The sequence below is a fragment of the Arcobacter pernae genome (assembly GCF_049472135.1).
GTDB lineage: Bacteria > Campylobacterota > Campylobacteria > Campylobacterales > Arcobacteraceae > Arcobacter_B.
Map to the genome: position 1 here is coordinate 58,093 of NZ_JBMOVV010000011.1, position 18,128 is coordinate 76,220.

Consider the following 18,128-nt stretch of genomic DNA (forward strand, 5'->3'; position numbering starts at 1 on the left):
AGTAAAAGTAAGATTTACTTTTACTATTTATTGATTATTGTTTTCTAGTTGCTTTAGAGAAACAATAATAGCGTTAGCTAAATCTTCTGTAATTATAGCTTCCCATTTTTTTAGCTGTTCTTCTGTGTGTTCATCACAAACTTGAATCATTGTTTCATTGAAGAATTTATTATCATTTATTTCATGAACCATATGCTCAATTTCAATCTTTTCTGTTTTTACATCTTCTAAATTGTCATTTGCAAACTTTTGTAAAGCATCCATTGCTGCTTGTTTTTTTAATTCATCTTCAAATATTTCATTGATATTGTCAAGTTTAGATAAATCTTTTAAAAGTTCATATATTGAACCAAGTGCATATTGTAGTTCTATGTCGTAATCAATATTATTGTTATTTGTAAGGGAGCAAAGTTTTCCAAGTGATACTTGATAATAGATTTCATAATTTGCTAGATTTTTAGTGATATTATTTCTTTGAAAATAGTTTTCTATATCCATGATTTTCCATTTTTTTATTTTCATTTTATCTAAAAAAATAAAAATTTAGATTAACACAAATTAGCAGTTTTATATGATAGTTACTTAAAGGGTTACCTTTTTATATTAATGTGTTATTTATAATGATACAATTCTTTAGAACCCCATTCTTATGTATAATATGTAGAATTATATCAAATTATTTTTTAGTGATTTTTGATGATTTTTTAGTAAAAATAAAACTATTTTATTATATAATGTTTAAAATTTATACATAAGGAAAACAAATGTTTAAAAAAATGACAATTAAAGCAAAAGTTATTGGACTTATTGTAGTGTCATTAAGTTTACTTGCTGTGATAATAGCTGGTTTTTCAGTAAGTAAAGCAAAAGAGGGAATTCTAGCACAAAACTATGCAATGCTTACAGCAGCTAGAGATTCAAAATCAAATCAAATTATAAACTTTTTTCAAGAAAGAATTGGTGATATTAAAGTACTATCTAAAAGTAATGATGTACTAGAATTGTACAATGCTTTAGAAAGTAGTTTTGAAACAGTAGGTTTGGATTCTAAATCTTCTTTTAATGTAAATAATCAATTAGTAAAAGATATTACAAATAAATATGAAGACTATTTTCAAAGCTATATGAAAGAGTATGGATATTATGATATTTTCTTAATCAATGCTCAAACTGGACATGTAATTTACACTGCTGCTAAAGAGTCAGATTATGGTGCAAATTTAAAATATGGTTCATTAAAACAGAGTGGATTAGGACAAGTTTATTCTAAAACTCTTCAAAAAAATCAACCAACATTTCAAGATATGAGACCTTATGCTCCAAGTAACAATGCTCCTGCAATGTTCTTAGGTAATCCAATTATTAAAAATGGGCAAGTAGAAGCTATTCTTGTTTTTCAAATTAGTGATAGAGCAATAAACAAAATCATGCAATTTAGAAAAGGTTATGGTCAATCTCAAGAGGACTATTTAATTGGTTCTGATAGATTAATGAGAAGTGATAGTTATTTAGATCCAAAAGGTCATAGTTTAAATGCTTCATTTGCAAATAATACTGAAGTAAAAACACAAGCTAGTTTAAATGCTTTAGATGGTAAATCAAAAACAGAAGTTGTTATTGACTATAATGGAAATCCTGTATTATCAGCTTATGCACCATTAGATATTAGTTCTGATATTAAATGGGCAATTTTATCTGAAATCGATGAAGCTGAAGTTTTAAAAACTCCACATGCTATTAGAAACTTAATTTTAATTATTGCTTTAGGTTTACTTATTTTTGTAATTGCAGGAGCTGTAATTACTATTAATAATGTAGTTGTAAAAAGATTAGTTAGATTTCAAGATGGATTAGAAGGTTTCTTTGATTATGTAAATAGAAAATCTTCAGATGTAAAAGAGCTTGAAACTGATAGTTTTGATGAGATTGGTTTAATGGCTCAGGTTGTAAATGAAAATATTCAAAAAGCTAAAAAAGGTATTGAAGAAGATAGAGCAATTATTGATGAAACAATCACTGTTTTAAATGAGTTTGAAAAAGGTGATCTAACTCAAAGAATTACAACTTCTGTTAATAATCCTGCTTTAAATGAGTTAAGAGATGTTCTTAATAAAATGGGTGATAATTTAGAAAATAATATCGATAATATTTTAGATGTTTTAGAAAAATTCTCAAATTACAACTATTTAAGTAAAGTTGATACAAATGGAATTAAAGAGCATTTAGAAAAACTTGCAAATGGTGTTAACTCATTGGGAGATTCAATTACTGAAATGTTAATTGATAACAAGAAAAATGGTCTAATTGTAAATAATTCTTCTGAACATTTATTATCAAATGTTGATACTTTAAATCAAGCTTCAAATGAGGCAGCAGCTTCACTTGAAGAAACAGCAGCAGCATTAGAAGAGATTACAGGAAATGTATCTTCAACTACACAGAAAATTTCTGAGATGTCAGTTTTAGCAAATGAAGTTACTAATTCTGCTAATCAAGGGGAACAATTAGCTTCAAGAACAACAGCCGCAATGGATGAGATTAATGATCAAGTAAGTTCAATCAATGAAGCAATTACTGTAATTGACCAAATTGCATTCCAAACAAATATCCTTTCATTAAACGCAGCAGTAGAAGCAGCAACAGCAGGTGAAGCAGGAAAAGGTTTCGCAGTTGTAGCACAAGAAGTTAGAAATCTTGCAGCAAGAAGTGCAGAAGCAGCTAAAGAGATTAAAGAGTTAGTTGAGAGTGCAAATATTAAAGCTAATGAAGGTAAAAACATTGCAGCTGAGATGATTAAAGGATATGAGGGATTAAATGCAAATATTGATAAAACAATTGAGCTTATCTCTGATGTTTCAAGTGCATCTAAAGAGCAAGAAACAGGAATCGTTCAAATTAATGATGCTATTAATTCTCTTGACCAACAAACACAAAAAAATGCAACTGTTGCAGGAGAAACTAAAAACATTGCTTTAAATACTGCTGAGTTAGCAAAAGATATCGTTTCAAAAGCAGATGAAAAAGAGTTTGCAGGAAAAGATAATATTGATATCTCAAAAGATATAAAAGCTATTAATACTTCAAGTGTAAGTAGTACGCCTTCTTACTCTAATACAAAAACTGAAGTAAGAACAACAAAGCCTAAGACGGCACCAGTACAAACAAAATATGAACCAAAAACTTTCAATGACATATCATCTGATGATGAGTGGGAAAGCTTCTAAGAGATTCACGAAAGTGAATCTCTTAAAAAACTAAAATATAGCTCTTAAAACCTTGTAATTCACATTTAAATATGTTAAAGTACATTTCTTTAAATTAAATTAAGGTATTCAAATGGGAATCATAAAAAACTTCTTAAAAAGTTTTATAAAACTATCAAGACCACGCTTTTTTTTCAATGATAATAAGCTAATTTTTAAAATAGATTCTGATAATTTTTATACCTATGAAATTGATAATTACGAAACAAAAACAAGACATGACTCTTATGTTTTAGATGCCTATACTTTAAAAACTGATGCTGTTTTTTTAGAACATATTCATATAGATAATGATGTTCAATGGGAAGGTTTACCAAGTTCTATTTATATTTCTTTTTTAAAAGATTCATTAAGAATAAAACAAATGGATGTTTTAGAGAAGATAGAGTTTGACGGTTTTGATTTTATTACTTATAAAATTGATAATCACTTTATTTTAAACTTTATTTATATTTATGAAATAAATAAAGATACTTTTATTTTAGATGTAAAATCTGAGCTTTACACAAATTTATTAAAAAAGTTTGATAGCTCTTATACTTATAAGTTTGAACAAAATAGTGATGAGACTTTAAGTCTTGATTTAAGTATCGTAAAACAAAATGGAATTTATGGTTACTTTAAACTTGATAACTAAAAAGGTTTAACCTTTTTAGTTTCCAAATACTTTTTGTAAAATAGATGTAGTTTGTGCAATTGGACTTGTTCTAATTTCTGCTTCTTTTTGTGCAATCATTTTAAATAATCCATCAATTGCTTTATCTGTAACATATTCATCAAGGTTTTTATCACTACTTCCTGGAAGATATGAATCAACTCCAAAGTTTTTAGCAAGTCCCATTACTGAACTTTCATCCACCATTGATTTTACATTTGTTTTATAAAAGTTGTTTGCCATATCATAGTAAGTTGCAACTTGATTCTCTTTCATTGTATCTTGGATTATTGGTTTAATCATTTCTCTTAATGAATTTGAAGTATTATCTTCAAAATATTTTGTAGCAGCATTGTTATCACCTGCTAAAATCTTTTTAGCATCTTCAATTGACATTTTCTCAATACTTTTGATAAAAATATCTGCTGTTTTAGGAGCTGCTTTTGTAGCTGCATTATTCATTGATTTGATTAAATTATCAGCGATTTCATTTCCACCTGCTTTTCTAATTAGAGTTTCAACTTTTGCTAAATTATCAGGTAAAGGGATTTTTACATTGTTATTGTTTAAATAACCATTCTCTTTTCCTAAAGTTGATACTGCAAAGTTAACACCTGTTTTTAAAGCTTCTTTTAATCCAGTTGATACTGTAGAACTATCTAGTGATGATTGTTCTTTTGAAGTTGTTTGTGTTGTCGTAGTTGGTTTTGTAACTGTATCAATTACATCTTTTGTAAGTGCATTTAAATCAAATGCAAAAGAAAGACTTGAACTTAAAATTAAAGATGCAAGGATTGTTGTTTTTTTCATTTTTATTCCTAGTATAAATATTTATTTTTATTTTAATATTATATAATAGATTAATTGTGAAAAAGGATAATTAAAAAAATGACTAGTGGAATTTCTGATTATTTTCATGCTTTTAAGAACAAACTTTTAGAGGCTGATGATATATATGGCAAATGTAGAAAAGATATTTTTGAGTTTGAAAAAATTTTAAATGAATCAGAATGTTTGAAAGAGTATGAAGATAATTTCTTAGTAATCTTAGGATATACATACCGACTTGATGATGTTTCTCAAAGACTTTATTATACTTTTCAAGAAGCTGTTTATGCGATTGATTTAGATAAACTTATGAGAAATGAAGACTCTTTAAAACTCAATAGCATCGTTTATACGCTTGTCTTAGCAAATATTTTAAGAGAATATGAATCTAATGAAGTAGATGAAGACTTAAAACAAAAAGCAATTTTAGCATATAAAAAGCTTGAAGAAAGAAAAGCAAAAGAGAATCAAAAATATCATATGTATCAAAATTGATACATATTTTATTTTAAAAGAGTTTTTATCTCCTCTTCAATTAATTTGATATCATCTGTAGCTTTGATAATATGAATATCTTCTTTACTTATCATATTATTTGCATAAAGTGATTTTTCAATAAATTTTAATAAATACTCCCAATAATCATATCCTACAAGATATATTTTGAAACCTTTTGGCATTTTTTTAGTCTGTGTTAATGTTAAAACTTCAAACATTTCATCTAAAGTACCAAAACCTCCTGGGAAAACTATACAAGCTTTTGAGTATTTAACTAACATATATTTTCTTGAAAAAAAGTAGTTAAATGTAAGATTTTTAGTTGTATATTGATTTAATGATTTCTCAAATGGAAGATAAATACTCAATCCAATTGAGTGGGCATTTTTTGCATCATATGCACCTTTATTGGCAGCTTGCATAATACCATCACCACCACCAGTAATAACATTTATACCATTTTTACTTAGATTAAAAGCTAGTTCATAAGCTAATTTAGCATATTTATCATCTTTATTTGTTCTAGCACTTCCAAAGATTGTTACATTATCTTTTAAATCTTTTAATAATTCTTTACCATTTGTAAAATCATCATTTATCTTTTTTTTATATACTGCATCAGGACTTAACATAATGTCCTCCTTTATAAAAAAATATTATTTATCTAAATTATATGCCAAATAATATTAAAAAACTCACTACTTTCTCACTTAGTTTTGGTACACTTTTATTTTTAAAGCGGAGATAAGATATTGTTTAGTGAAAAAAATATACCAAAACTTATTATTTTAACACCTATTTTAACGGTAGTTTTTATTGCTTTTTTTACTATTTATTTTTTTATAGAAAATCAGAATAACTATTTTGAAGCACAGAGTATTGAAGTAGAGAAAGCATATATTGATAAACAAAAAAATATTCTAAAAAAAGAAGTTGATTATATTATAAACTATTTAGAACACCATGTAAAAAGAAATACAAAATTAGGTGAAGAAGAGTTAAAAAAAGAGCTTTTAAAATATACTGAAACTATTAGATATGGAAAACATGGTTATATTTGGATTCACGATACAAGCTACTATTTAAGAGCTCATCCTTTTAGGCAAAAAAGTATTGATACTTATGATATTGATTTAAAAGATGCAATGGGAACTTATATTACAAAAGAGTTTATTGATAAAACTATAAAAAATCCAGATGGAGTTTTTATTGAGTATTATTGGCAAAAACCAGAAAATGTTCATTTCTCAAAGAAGCTTGGTTTTTTCAGATTATATGAAAAATATAATTGGGTTATTGGAGCAGGGCTTTATATTGATGATATTCAAAACTCAATTTATGAAAATAAGAAGATTTTAGAAGATAAAATTAATAAGCATATTAGATTAGTTGTAACTATCTCTTTTTTAGTGATTTTAGTTATTGGAATGTTGTCTTTTATTATGTCAAAAAAGATTACACAAGTATTTAAAGCTTACCAAGATAGTGTAAAGAAAAAAGAGTTATTACTTGAAGATTTAAATAGAAACTTGGAGCTTAAGGTTCAAAAAGCAATTACTGAAGTTAAGAAAAAAGATAGAGCAATGCTTCATCAATCAAGATTAGCTAGAATGGGAACTATGCTTAGTATGATTGCTCATCAGTGGAGGCAACCACTAAGTGAAGTTTCTGGAATATTAATGGAGCTTGAAACTGCAAATAAGTTTAATAAAGTTGATTCAAATATGATTAAAGAAAGTGTAGATGAGTCAAATAAACAAATACAGTTTATGTCAAATACTATTGAAGATTTTAGGAATTTTTTTAAGCCAGATAAGAAAAAAGTAGATTTTTATATTGACGATGCTTGTAGTGAAGCAGTAACATTGGTATATGCTTCTTTAAAAAGTTTTAATATCAAATTAAATAAGAATGTAAAGTATAACTGTTTTATTCATGGATATGAAAGAGAATTTGCCCAAGTTATGTTAAATCTTATTTCAAATGCAAAAGATGTTTTAATTCAAAGAAATGTTAAAAATCCTAAAATTGATATTACATTAGATAGAAAATTTAATAATGCAATAATAAAAGTAGAGGATAATGCAGGGGGTGTTGAAGATGAGTATATGGACTTAATTTTTGAACCTTATTTTACTACAAAGAGTAGTTCAAAAGGTACTGGGCTTGGATTATATATGGCAAAAATGATTATAGAAAAAAATATGCAAGGAGAATTAATAGCTGAAAATAAAAAAGCTGGAGCTTGTTTTTTTATTATTTTACCAATTGATCAAAAAGTATAAAATGATACTACTTTGATACTATTTTTTTGTATATTTAATAATCAAAAATTTACAAAAGAAGGTATTTTATTATGAGTCAAAAAGAGTTTGTATTTTCAGCACCCATTGAAATCTTGGATATTAAACAAAGTTTTGATTATCCAATTTATGCAAAATGTGAAAATAAAGGCTTTAAACTTTTAGTTGGAAGAAATGGACACTATAATAAACAAGAGTGCTCTTTTTATAAAGAAAAACAATTTAAAAGAGTATTTATAAATGTAAAAGATAAAATAAAATATCAAACAGATATGCAAAAATATATTGCAAATATTGTTGATAACGATGATATCTCATCAAATATAAAAGCAGTTTTGATAAATGACTTAGCAAAAGATACAATGCAGGCTTTATTTGAAGCTGATGTTTCAAAACAAGCTTTAGAAAATGTTGATGCTCTTTTAACAAGTAGTATAGATTTTATTTTAAAAGATGAACTTGCAATGAAATCTATGATAAAAGTAATCTCATATGATTACTATACATCAACACACTGTATTGATGTATCAACTTATGCTTTAGCCTTTGGAACATATTTAAATTTAGGAAAAGAGGATTTGAAAATCCTTGGGAAAGCAGCGCTTTTACACGATTTAGGTAAAAGAAAGATTGATAAAAATATCATATGTAAAAAAGGAAGATTAACAGAAGAAGAGTTTGAAAAAGTTAAAGCTCATCCAACATTTTCTGTTAAGATTTTAAAAAAATATGGAGAATCAAATCAAAGAGTATTGGATATTGTAGAACAACATCATGAAAAATGTGATGGAACAGGATATCCAAAAGGTTTAAAAAAACATGAAATTGACGACTTTGCAAAGATAATTGCAATTTGCGATATATTTCATGCTTTAACAACAAGGCGAAGTTACAAAGATAGTTTAGACAAACATGAAGCTTTCATGATTATGTATGAAAAAATGAGAGGCGAGATTTGTGAAGACTATCTTCGAAAATTTTTACAATTTTTGAAAGTAACTTAAAATAAAAAGCCTTGTTTATAAAATATATTTAAATAAGGTTTTTAAATGGAAGACTTAATAAAACAGCTTCAAAACTATACGGTTTTATGTGTAGAAGATGAAGATGGAATTAGAAAAAGATTAGTTAATACTTTAAAATACTATTTTAAAGAGGTTTATGAAGCTAATAATGGTGAAGAAGGTTTTGATACATATTTAGAGTATAAACCTACTTTAGTTATTAGTGATATTGAAATGCCAAATGAAAATGGTATTTCAATGATTGAGAATATCAGAAAAAATGATTTAGATACAATTGTTGTTATGATAACTGCATATTCAAATGAAGAGTATCTTTTAGAACTTATAAACCTTAATATAAATCAATATATTTTAAAACCTGTAAATGCAGATTCTTTGCTAGATGGAATTATAAAAGCTTTTGGAAATAGATTAAATGAAGTAATAGAGTTTTCAAAAGATTTACATTTTGATACAACACAAATGGAGCTTTTTTATGAAAAAAAGCTTGTACCTTTGCGAAAACGAGATAAAGAGTTTTTATTACTTCTACACAAGAATAGGAACGGTGTTGTTACTTATGACTTACTTGAAGAGTATTTATGGAGAGATAAGTCAATGAGTATTTCTGCACTAAAAACTTTCATCAAAGAGTTCCGTCAAAGAATACCTGTTGATATTATCACAAATGTGCCACAAATTGGTTACAAACTTTTAAACTCATAAAAAACTCACTATAAACTCACTTGATTGTTTTATGATTTCCTTATGAAAAATAAGGAGAAATGAAATGATCAAAAAAAGTTTATTACTTGCATCTCTAGCTACTTTAGCTTTAGCTGGAAATGTTAAAATGGATTTAAATGCAAAATATGGAGCAAATAACTTCCATACAAAAGGTGCTGTACAGTTTGCTGATCTTGTAAAAGATTACTCTAATGGAAGTGTAAATATCACAGTTCACCCAGGAAGTGCTTTAATTAAAGGTAACCCTTTAAAAGCTGTAAAAGACGCAACAGTTGCTATGACTGATATGTTTATTCCTTTTACATCAGGTGGAGGAAAAGTATTTGGAATCTCTGCTTTACCTTTTATTGCTAACTCTTATGAAGACGCTTATAAGTTATACCAATTAGCAAAACCTGCTTATGAAAAAACTGCAAGAAAATGGAATCAAAAACTACTTTATTCTGTAACATGGCCAGCTTCTGGTTTCTACTCAAAAGGTAAAGTGTCTTCTATTAATGACTTTAAAGGTATTAAAACTAGAACATATGATAAAAACTCTGCTGCGTTTATTAATTTAGCAGGTGGAAATGCTGTTGCATTACCATGGGGAGAGGTTTACTCAGCACTTAGAACTGGTATGGTTGACTCAGTTGTTACTTCATCTTCATCTGGAAAAGATGGTAAATTCTGGGAAGTTTTAGGAAACTATACAAAAATCAATTATGCTTACCCACTTCAAGCAGTTACTATTAACTTAGATTACTGGAATGCCTTAGATAAAGCACAACAAAAAGCTGTTTTAAAAGCTGCTAAACAAATTGAAGAGTCACAATGGAAAGCAGTAAAACTTGAAGAAAAAGACGCATTAGAAACTTTAGATAAAAATGGAATGAAAATAGCAGATGCAACTCCTGAATTAAAAACTGAGTTAGACAAGATTGCTAATAAGTTATTAGAAGAGTATTTAGAAGATGCAAATTCTGATATTAAAAAAATATTTAAAGAATATAGAAAGTAATAGTTATGAATTTAATTTCAAACTTTATAGATAAGCTTACCAAAATGGGAGCTTATCTTGCAGGCTTTCTTTTAGTGTCATTGGTTTTATTAATTTTAACAGAGATATTTTTAAGATCTTTTTTTGATATTTCTACAATGATTGCAGATGAGTATAGTGGGTATATATATCTAGCTTCAATCTTTTTAAGTTTAGGTTATGCTTTTTCAAAAGATGCTCATATTAGAATCAACATAATTACTTCAAGATTATCAAAAAAGACAAATAAAAAGATTGATATTCTTGCAGCAATTATTACTTTAGGTGTTTTAGCATTTGCTTTATATAGAACAATTTTATTTACATATGACTCTTATGACTTAGAGATGTTATCAGAAAATGTATCTGAAACGCCATTATATTTAACACAACTTGCAATGCCAATAGGAATTACAGTTTTTATGTTAGCTGTTGTATTGTTTATTTTTAAAGGATTCTCAAATGATAGCTGATCCACTAATTTTAGCAGTAGTTTTAATTACTGTAATGTTTATATTTTTACTGTCTTCTTTATGGATTGGAGTATCTTTAATACTTACAGGTATTATAGGAATGCTTATTTATGACCATAATTTGCCACCAGTAATTAGTATTTATGATAAAGTAGGGGATTTACTTGCTTCATCTTTATATGATGCAATGAACTCATGGTCACTAGCTGCCTTACCAATGTTTATTTTAATGGGTGAGATTTTATATAAGTCTTCTATTTCAGCAAAACTGTTAAATGGACTTAGACCTTGGCTTTCTCATATTCCTGGAGGGCTTTTACATGTAAATGTAGCAGCATGTTCACTTTTTGCTGCGGTTTCAGGTTCAAGTACAGCAACAACTGCAACTGTTGGAAAAATTACACTTGATGAACTTCAAAAAAGAGGTTACTCAAAACAATTAGCAATGGGTTCATTAGCTGGTTCGGGAACTTTAGGATATTTAATTCCTCCATCATTAATCATGATTATTTATGGGGTGATGTCTGATGTATCAATTGGTAAACTATTTTTAGCAGGATTACTTCCTGGTCTTTTAATGGCATCTTTATACTCATTTTATATTATGTATAAAGCAAAAGTTGACCCAAGTGTTTTACCTGCAAACGAAGAGAAGTATACTTGGAGTGATAAATTACATTCATTAAAAGATTTAGCTCCAATATTTTTACTAATTTCATTAGTTCTTGGTTCTATTTATGGGGGATATGCAACTCCAACTGAAGCTGCTGCTTTAGGAGTTTTAGGAAGTTTAATTTTAGCTACTTATTTTAAAGCTGTATCTTTAGAGATTTTAAAGAATGCTTTATTAAATAGTGTTAGAACATCTGTAATGATTGGATTTATTATTGCTGGTGCTGTTTTCTTATCTCAAGTAATTGGATTCTTAGGAATAGCAAGAGCTATGAGTGAGTTTATTACAGACCTTGGATTATCTCCAATGATGTTGATTTTATTAATTGGTGTAATGTATATTATTTTAGGAATGATTTTAGAAGCTATTTCTATTGTAGTTATGACTCTACCTATTGTATTACCAATTGTAGTAATGGCTGGATTTGATCCATTATGGTTTGGTGTATTCTTAGTATTTATGGTTGAAATGGCTCAAATTACTCCACCTGTTGGATTCTCATTGTTTGTAATCCAAAGTATTAGTAATGAAAAAATTCAAACAATTTTAAAAGCGACTTTACCATTCTTTATTTTAATGATTGTAACAGTTGTAATAATTACTATTTTCCCTGAAATAGTATTTTTCCTACCTGATCAAATGATTAAGTAGTAACTAAAAGAAGTAGTTTTGCTACTTCTTTTTTTATTTATATAAAACTCACTTTTTACCTACTTTTAGTTGTTAAGATTTAAAAAACTTTAGGTGGAAAATATGCTTGAATTATTTTATGTTTTTTTATGTGTGATGATTTATCTTAGTTCTTTTTTATATAGAAGAATATCGATATTAGCAAGTTTAGTAGTTTTATATGTAGCTTATGTTTTAGAGGTTAGTTTACCTTTTGCTCTTGGTGTTTTGGCCTTGTTAACCTTAATTAGGCTTAAAAAAACTGGGGTAAGAGAAGAACTTTAAAAAATTATATGTTTAATGTATGGTAGAATAAGGAATATCAATGCAAGGTAATGAAATGGCAACTATTAGATTAAACTGTGATATGGGTGAAAGTTTTGGAATTTGGAAAATGGGATTAGATGAGCAAGTAATGCCTTATATAGATATGGCAAACTTAGCTTGTGGATTCCATGCAAGTGATGCGGTAACGATGAATAAATCAGTAGCTCTTGCTAAGCAAAACAATGTAACTATTGGAGCACATCCTGCATATCAAGATTTAGTAGGTTTTGGAAGAAGAACGATGCAGTGTTCTTTAGAAGAAATAAAGTCAATAGTTTTATATCAGTTAGGCGCACTTAGTGCCTTTTGTAAAGCACATAAAACAGCAATATCTTATGTAAAGCCACATGGAGCTTTATATAATGATATGATGAGAGATGAAAATATTTATAAAGCAATTGTAAGTGCAATAGCATCTTTTGATAAAAATATTAAGATTATGATTTTATCAGGTCCAAAAAATGAGGCTTATAAACACACAGCACTTTTATATGGAATAAACGTAATTTATGAGGTATTTGCTGATAGAAACTATAATGATGATGGAAGTTTAGTTTCAAGAACAAGAGAAAATGCAGTTATTCATGATGAATTAGATGTGGCTGAGCGAATTGGTACTTTAAAAAATTATGGATATTTACATAGTGTAAGTGGACAAAAATTGTATATGGCTGTTGATACTATTTGTGTTCATGGTGATAATGAAAATGCTTTAGAGTTTATAAAGCTACTTAAAAAGGCGATGACCTAATGCAATTTAAAGTAGCATCTGTAGATTCATTGATTATTTATTTTGGCGATGAAATAGCTCAAGATGTAGCACTAAAAGTAAAAAAAGCTTATCAAGGTTTAAAAAGTTTAAATCTTGATGGTTTAATAGAATTAATTCCTTCATACACTTCAATCTTTATTAGTTACGATATTTTTAAATATGATTATGAAAGTTTAGTAGAACTTTTAAAACAAGAAATAAATCTTGATTCAAAAGTAGAGTTTGAAGAAAAAATTGTAACTATTGATACTTATTATGACCCTGAGGTTGGTCTTGATTTAAAAGATATGGCTTTTAAAACAAATCTTAGTATCGATGATATTATAGGGATTCATTCAAATAAACTTTATGATGTTTATGCAATTGGTTTTTTACCAGGTTTTGCATATTTAGCGAGTGTTGATGAAGCTATAGCAATGCCTAGATTAAGTAGTCCTAGAAAACAAATTCCTAAAGGTTCAGTTTCTATTGCAGATACTCAAACAGCAGTTTATCCACAAGCAAGTCCTGGTGGTTGGAATATACTTGGTAGAACAGCATTGGAACTGTTTGATAGAAATTTAGATACTTTATCTCCTTTAAGTGTTGGAGATAAGGTAAAGTTTAATCCTATTACTAAAAAAGAGTTTTTAGCCCAAGGAGGAGTTTTATGAGTTTAGAAATAATTAACTCTCCTATTTTTGCTACTATTCAAGATAAAGGAAGATTTGGCTTTAACTCTATTGGTGTTACAAACTCCGGAGTTATGGATGAGTATGCTTATTTAGTAGCTAATAAACTTTTAGAAAATAATGAAGATGAAAATATAATAGAAATAGCTTTTTCAAATGTAGAGTTTAAAGCTTTAAGCAATTTAAAAATAGCCATCACTGGTGCAAAATGTGAGTTTTTTATCAATAACACTCTATATACAACTTGGCAAACATATAATATCAAAGTAGGAGATATTATAAAAGTTGGAAAAATACAAGAGGGTGCTAGAGTTTACCTTGGAGTAAAAGGTGGTTTTGATATTAAAAAAGAGTTTGGAAGCGCTTCTACTACGCTAAAAGAAAAACTTGGTGGAATAAACGCAGATAGACTACAAAAAGGTCAAATCTTAAAGTGCAATTCAAACCATGATTTTTACAATATCAGATTGAAAGAGAAGTTTATTCCAAAGTATGAAGATATTTTGGAGTTAAGAGTGATTTTATCTTATCAAGATGAGTTTTTCCCAAAAGAAGAGATAGATAAGTTTTTCTGCTCAACTTATATTGTATCAAATGAATTTAACAGAATGGGATGTAAACTTCAAGGAGAGGCTATTTCTTGTAGCATTGATGGCATTATCTCAGAAGGAATAGGTTTTGGCTCTATTCAAGTTCCAAGTGATGGACAACCAATTATTTTACTTAAAGATAGGCAAACAATTGGTGGTTATCCTAAAATTGGTTCAGTTTTAAGTATTGATTGTTTTAAACTAGCTCAAGCAAAGCCAAAAACAAAAATTAGATTTAAAGCAATTGAAATTAAAGCAGCACAAGACTTAGTAAAGAAGTTTTATACTTCCTTACGATAAAAGAGCTTCAAAAAGCTCTTTTGAGTCAGTACCTTTTTCATAAGCTTTTACTTTGTAGTTAAAGTTTGCTTTTAAAACTATCCCCGATTTACTTTTTAAAGTACTATTTGCTAAAAGTCTTTTTATGTTATTGATTAAACTTTTAGCATCTTTTTCAGTTTTATCTTTGAAGATTACAATAAATTTATTATTTAAAAATCTTACAATTTCAAAATCACACTTATCATCATCAAGATGTTTTTTTAAGAAGTTACATATAAAAATAAGCAGATTATTTGAAATCACATCACCATATTCATTTTGAACATAATCATAGTCAACTAAATCAATCATTGAGATAATACCATCATCTTTAAATAGAGCATTTTCATTTAAAAACTGATTATAAAGCCATTTTCTATTGTAAGCTGTTGTTAAATCATCTAAGAATATTTTTTTATTTAATCTTTCTAGTTCTTCTTCTAAAGAGTTCATATGTTTATAAATTTGACTAAGAGCATCTTCATCTTTATTTTCTATTGCTTTTTTTGTATCATTTGCAACTTTTTTTAATTCACTTGCATTAGAAGCCACAATATCCATGTAGTTCTCAATAGTGTTAAAGTCTTCTAAAATTAATTCATTTATCTCTTTATTAAATTTTTCATCATTGAAGTCTATTTCTAAAGTTTTAGCGTTTTTATTAAATTTTTCAAAATAGACAGATGGCATAATAATTTCATTGTTCAGTAGCTCATTTAAAGTAAGGTTTGTAATCCTTCTAAGCTCTTTTTTCATTTATTTTCTCCGATTATATTCTCAATTGGTTCTGGTTTTCCTATATAGTATCCTTGCGAGTAATCGATACCCACAGCATTTACATATCTCAAAATTTTTAAATCACTTACAAATTCAGCAACAGTTTTTATATTTTGTTGTTTACAAAAGTGAACAATACTTTTTATAAGATTTAAGTAAATATCTTCATTTATCTTTTTTATTAAAGAGCCATCTATTTTTATATAATCAACATTTAGATTTAGAATATACTCATAGTTTGAAAAACCTGTACCAAAGTCATCAATAGCAATTTTTACGCCATATTTTTTAACCTTTGCAATAAAATCATTTACAACATTGTAGTTAGAGATTTTTTCACTCTCTAAAATCTCAATAGTAAGATATTCTCCAATATTGTTTTTATTGATTTTTCCTATGATAGATTTTTGAACATAAGGGTTTAAAATGTCTGTATAGTCTAAGTTTATACTAATATTTATTTTATATTTGATGATATAATCAACAACCTTATCAATTAAAAGTTCCATTAGTTTATGATAAAGTCTTGCTTTTTTAGCTTTTTGAATAAATACAAAAGGTGATAATACATTTCCTTCTTTATCAAAAACCCTCATTAAAGCTTCATATTTAAATAGCTCTTCTGTATCTGAGTCAACTATAGCCTGTAAATATGGTTCAACTAATTTGTTTTCAATATTATAGTTTAATAGTTCAATTATATTTTCACTACCATGATCATCTTCATAAAGTCTTGCATCATAGTATGTAAAATGTATATTGTTTACTTTTGCATTATATAAAGCTTTTTCAGCATAAACTCTTAAGTATGAATCTTTTGATTTAGAACATCCAATTGTAATATCAATATTAATAGGTGTTTTATCATCTTTTAGTTCAAAATTATGGTTAATTACTTTTTTAAATATAAGTTTTCTAATAGTCGTGATTTCTTCTTGTTCCAAATTATCATATAAGGTCAAAGAAAACACATCTGCATGTAGATTTGAAAGTTCAATATAGATTTTTCTTTTAAGGGATTTTTTTATTAATTTCGTTATTTTATTTTTAAGTAGTTTTTTTAATTGGTTTATTATGTAATCTCCATTTTTAAATCCATATATAGCATTAATATCTTTCATATATAGAATATCAACCAAAAATAGAGTTTTTACATCTTTTTTATGTAATTGTTTGTATATATAACCATTTAAAAACAAAATTTACCTTATTAAAAGAAATCTGAGTCATTATATATAATTAATCTTTAAGAATTGTAAAAAATCTAATTAAAAATTATCAATTTTACAGTTTTATATTAAATATCTTGTAAAAACTTTTATTTAATGCTATTTTCGATAGAATCACGCAACTATATAAGGTAGGATTTTAATAAAATGAATAAGATAAATATAAAAGATTTATATATAGATATTGATTTAATACAACTTAATGAATTTATAAACTCAAATGATACATTATTAATAGATTATAAAGGTAATTTATTAAATAAAAATGAAAATAAAGATGCAATAGTTTTTGAGAATACAAAATTAGATGACTTTAAAAACACTCAAGATTTAAAAGAGATTGCAACAAAACTTTTTGAAAAGTATAAACCTGTTATTACAGGAACAAACTGTAAGATTAAACCTTTAAATAATTGGCAAGAAATTATTGATTTAAATAGAAGTTATATGCTTTATTTTGATCATCAAAGTGATGGAGTTGAACTATTTGAAGATTCAATTTTAGAAGATTATGGGTGGCATGCTAGTGCACTGGAAATTAACTACAGAACACTTAGTGATTTTATAGAAAGTAACTGTGATGGTGTTCTTCTTTGTTATGATAATGAAATTCAATTTAGTGGATTTGCAATTGAAAAATCTATTGAAGATGTAAGAACTCAAGTAAAAGAGTTTATTATCAAAACAACAGTGCAAAATATTAAAGATGGTATTGTTGATTTAGATGATGAAGATGCACAAGAAGCTTGTGAGTTTTTTGGTATAGAGGAATAAAATGGAAGAATTGATTAGAGACTGGGGTTATATTGCTCTTTTTGCTTACTCTTTTGGTGGAGGATTTGTAGGTTTAGTTTTTGCAGGGATTTTGTCTTATGCCGGTGACTTAAACCTTTATATCTGTATTTTAGTTGCTGGAGTATCTAACTTTTTAGGTGATCAATTTTTATTTTTCTTAGCTAGAAAAAATAAATCTTATGCAAAAGATATGATGAAAAAATATGGAAGAAAAATTGCTATGGCTCATTTACTTATGAGAAGATATGGCTCTTTCGTAGTTTTCTTCCAAAAGTATATTTATGGAATCAAAACATTAATTCCTTTAGCAATGGGACTTACAAAGTATTCAGGAATTAAATTCTCTATATTAAATATATTTGCAACAGCTTTATGGGCTTGTGTTGTAGGATATGCTTCTTATACAGCAGGTGAGGTTATTTTAAGTTCAGCTGATGAGTTTAAATATGTTGGTTTAGGAATTGTAGCAGTTATTTTGCTTACAGTTTCTTACTATTTTAGAAAAATATAAAAGG

At 27.1% G+C, this 18,128-nt stretch carries 20 protein-coding genes; 15 read left to right on the plus strand and 5 right to left on the minus strand.

Features of this window, described 5'->3' with window-relative positions; all coding sequences use genetic code 11:
- Nucleotides 1–27: 27 nt before the first annotated feature.
- Nucleotides 28–498 carry a hypothetical protein gene (locus ACH5BF_RS11875; protein ID WP_423274456.1) on the minus strand — a complete coding sequence of 157 codons (471 nt, stop codon included), beginning with the start codon at nucleotides 496–498 and terminating at the stop codon, nucleotides 28–30.
- Between the two features lie 266 nt (nucleotides 499–764).
- On the opposite strand from ACH5BF_RS11875, the gene ACH5BF_RS11880 reads away from it, so the two are divergent.
- A complete protein-coding gene (locus ACH5BF_RS11880) occupies nucleotides 765–3,224 on the plus strand; it encodes a methyl-accepting chemotaxis protein (RefSeq protein WP_423274457.1) in 2,460 nt (819 codons plus the stop codon).
- Between the two features lie 112 nt (nucleotides 3,225–3,336).
- Nucleotides 3,337–3,900 (plus strand): hypothetical protein, encoded by a 564-nt coding sequence (locus ACH5BF_RS11885; protein WP_423274458.1) that lies wholly within the window; start codon nucleotides 3,337–3,339, stop codon nucleotides 3,898–3,900.
- A 15-nt stretch (nucleotides 3,901–3,915) separates the two neighbouring features.
- Here ACH5BF_RS11885 and ACH5BF_RS11890 read toward each other — a convergent pair whose 3' ends face one another.
- Nucleotides 3,916–4,728: a DUF4197 domain-containing protein gene (locus ACH5BF_RS11890; RefSeq protein WP_423274459.1), complete on the minus strand. Its 813-nt coding sequence runs from the start codon at nucleotides 4,726–4,728 to the stop codon at nucleotides 3,916–3,918.
- Nucleotides 4,729–4,806: 78 nt separating this feature from the next.
- Between ACH5BF_RS11890 and ACH5BF_RS11895 the strand changes: the two genes are divergently transcribed.
- Nucleotides 4,807–5,241 (plus strand): hypothetical protein, encoded by a 435-nt coding sequence (locus ACH5BF_RS11895; RefSeq protein ID WP_423274460.1) that lies wholly within the window; start codon nucleotides 4,807–4,809, stop codon nucleotides 5,239–5,241.
- A gap of 8 nt (nucleotides 5,242–5,249) precedes the next feature.
- Here the strand turns inward: ACH5BF_RS11895 and ACH5BF_RS11900 are convergent, their stop codons facing one another.
- Entirely contained in the window at nucleotides 5,250–5,876 is a 627-nt protein-coding gene (locus ACH5BF_RS11900) for an LOG family protein (RefSeq protein ID WP_423274461.1), read from the minus strand.
- A 120-nt stretch (nucleotides 5,877–5,996) separates the two neighbouring features.
- Between ACH5BF_RS11900 and ACH5BF_RS11905 the strand changes: the two genes are divergently transcribed.
- From ACH5BF_RS11905 to ACH5BF_RS11950, 10 genes are all read left to right on the plus strand, one after another.
- A complete protein-coding gene (locus tag ACH5BF_RS11905) occupies nucleotides 5,997–7,529 on the plus strand; it encodes a cache domain-containing protein (protein ID WP_423274462.1) in 1,533 nt (510 codons plus the stop codon).
- A 71-nt stretch (nucleotides 7,530–7,600) separates the two neighbouring features.
- On the plus strand, nucleotides 7,601–8,551 hold the full coding sequence (locus ACH5BF_RS11910) for an HD-GYP domain-containing protein (RefSeq protein ID WP_423274463.1): 951 nt from the start codon (nucleotides 7,601–7,603) through the stop codon (nucleotides 8,549–8,551).
- Between the two features lie 45 nt (nucleotides 8,552–8,596).
- Nucleotides 8,597–9,277, plus strand: coding sequence for a response regulator transcription factor (locus ACH5BF_RS11915; RefSeq protein ID WP_423274464.1), 681 nt, complete (start codon nucleotides 8,597–8,599; stop codon nucleotides 9,275–9,277).
- Nucleotides 9,278–9,341: 64 nt separating this feature from the next.
- On the plus strand, nucleotides 9,342–10,298 hold the full coding sequence (locus tag ACH5BF_RS11920) for a TRAP transporter substrate-binding protein (RefSeq protein ID WP_423274465.1): 957 nt from the start codon (nucleotides 9,342–9,344) through the stop codon (nucleotides 10,296–10,298).
- Nucleotides 10,299–10,303: 5 nt separating this feature from the next.
- Nucleotides 10,304–10,789, plus strand: a complete 486-nt coding sequence (locus ACH5BF_RS11925) for a TRAP transporter small permease subunit (protein WP_423274466.1) — start codon at nucleotides 10,304–10,306, stop codon at nucleotides 10,787–10,789.
- Nucleotides 10,779–12,113, plus strand: coding sequence for a TRAP transporter large permease (locus ACH5BF_RS11930; RefSeq protein WP_423274467.1), 1,335 nt, complete (start codon nucleotides 10,779–10,781; stop codon nucleotides 12,111–12,113). Before ACH5BF_RS11925 ends, ACH5BF_RS11930 begins: the two co-directional genes overlap by 11 nt.
- A 102-nt stretch (nucleotides 12,114–12,215) precedes the next feature.
- A complete protein-coding gene (locus tag ACH5BF_RS11935; protein ID WP_423274468.1) occupies nucleotides 12,216–12,416 on the plus strand; it encodes a hypothetical protein in 201 nt (66 codons plus the stop codon).
- Nucleotides 12,417–12,471: 55 nt separating this feature from the next.
- The gene (locus ACH5BF_RS11940; RefSeq protein ID WP_423274491.1) at nucleotides 12,472–13,209 is read left to right on the plus strand and encodes a 5-oxoprolinase subunit PxpA; all 738 of its coding nucleotides are present in this window, start codon (nucleotides 12,472–12,474) and stop codon (nucleotides 13,207–13,209) included.
- The gene (pxpB, locus tag ACH5BF_RS11945) at nucleotides 13,209–13,883 is read left to right on the plus strand and encodes a 5-oxoprolinase subunit PxpB (protein WP_423274469.1); all 675 of its coding nucleotides are present in this window, start codon (nucleotides 13,209–13,211) and stop codon (nucleotides 13,881–13,883) included. The genes ACH5BF_RS11940 and pxpB overlap by 1 nt, the downstream gene beginning before the upstream one ends.
- Nucleotides 13,880–14,791 (plus strand): 5-oxoprolinase subunit C family protein, encoded by a 912-nt coding sequence (locus ACH5BF_RS11950; protein WP_423274470.1) that lies wholly within the window; start codon nucleotides 13,880–13,882, stop codon nucleotides 14,789–14,791. The genes pxpB and ACH5BF_RS11950 overlap by 4 nt, the downstream gene beginning before the upstream one ends.
- Here the strand turns inward: ACH5BF_RS11950 and ACH5BF_RS11955 are convergent.
- Together ACH5BF_RS11955 and ACH5BF_RS11960 are read right to left on the minus strand one after the other, a co-directional pair.
- The gene (locus tag ACH5BF_RS11955) at nucleotides 14,783–15,568 is read right to left on the minus strand and encodes a diguanylate cyclase domain-containing protein (RefSeq protein ID WP_423274471.1); all 786 of its coding nucleotides are present in this window, start codon (nucleotides 15,566–15,568) and stop codon (nucleotides 14,783–14,785) included. The two genes, ACH5BF_RS11950 and ACH5BF_RS11955, sit on opposite strands and share 9 nt — an antisense overlap.
- Complete coding sequence (locus ACH5BF_RS11960; protein ID WP_423274472.1) at nucleotides 15,565–16,788, minus strand: EAL domain-containing protein; 1,224 nt, start codon at nucleotides 16,786–16,788, stop codon at nucleotides 15,565–15,567. Before ACH5BF_RS11960 ends, ACH5BF_RS11955 begins: the two co-directional genes overlap by 4 nt.
- 177 nt (nucleotides 16,789–16,965) lie before the next feature.
- Between ACH5BF_RS11960 and ACH5BF_RS11965 the strand changes: the two genes are divergently transcribed.
- Both ACH5BF_RS11965 and ACH5BF_RS11970 read left to right on the plus strand, forming a co-directional pair.
- Nucleotides 16,966–17,592, plus strand: a complete 627-nt coding sequence (locus tag ACH5BF_RS11965) for a hypothetical protein (RefSeq protein ID WP_423274473.1) — start codon at nucleotides 16,966–16,968, stop codon at nucleotides 17,590–17,592.
- A 1-nt stretch (nucleotide 17,593) separates the two neighbouring features.
- Nucleotides 17,594–18,124 (plus strand): DedA family protein, encoded by a 531-nt coding sequence (locus ACH5BF_RS11970; RefSeq protein ID WP_423274474.1) that lies wholly within the window; start codon nucleotides 17,594–17,596, stop codon nucleotides 18,122–18,124.
- The last annotated feature ends 4 nt before the right edge of the window (nucleotides 18,125–18,128 follow it).